Source organism: Corynebacterium sp. UBA2622 (assembly GCF_002339505.1).
Lineage (GTDB): Bacteria > Actinomycetota > Actinomycetes > Mycobacteriales > Mycobacteriaceae > Corynebacterium.
In genome coordinates, this window is the sequence record NZ_DDJO01000004.1 from 27,846 (window position 1) to 28,189 (window position 344).

Genomic DNA, 344 nt, shown 5'->3' on the forward strand with positions numbered 1-344 from the left:
CCCGCCGCGAGGCTGAGTACGGCATCCGGCGCGACGGCACGGTCGAGCTCACCGCCGCCGGCGTGCTCGAGATGGCCTGGATGATGGGCCTGGTCAGCTGGGCGGAGGACCCCAAGCCCGGCTGGTACGACGCCGAGGGCACGCCCATCGAGGAGGCCGACATCTACGAGCGCTTCCGCGACGAGGTGGTCGCGCGCGCGGGCGTGCGCGAGCTGACGGACAAGTACTTCCTCACCGACAGGGGCTCCATCGACCTCACCGAGGTCTTCCTCGACCGCGACATCACCTTCACCGTCGAGAACGAGGCAGCCGCCCGCGAGATCGAGACCGCCGACCCCGCCAAG

Annotated in this window: 1 protein-coding gene; it reads left to right on the top strand. The window is 70.6% G+C overall.

From position 1 onward, the window contains the following. Window positions 1-344: hypothetical protein (locus tag B3611_RS01820; protein WP_291313374.1), on the top strand; the 344-nt coding region annotated here is incomplete at both ends.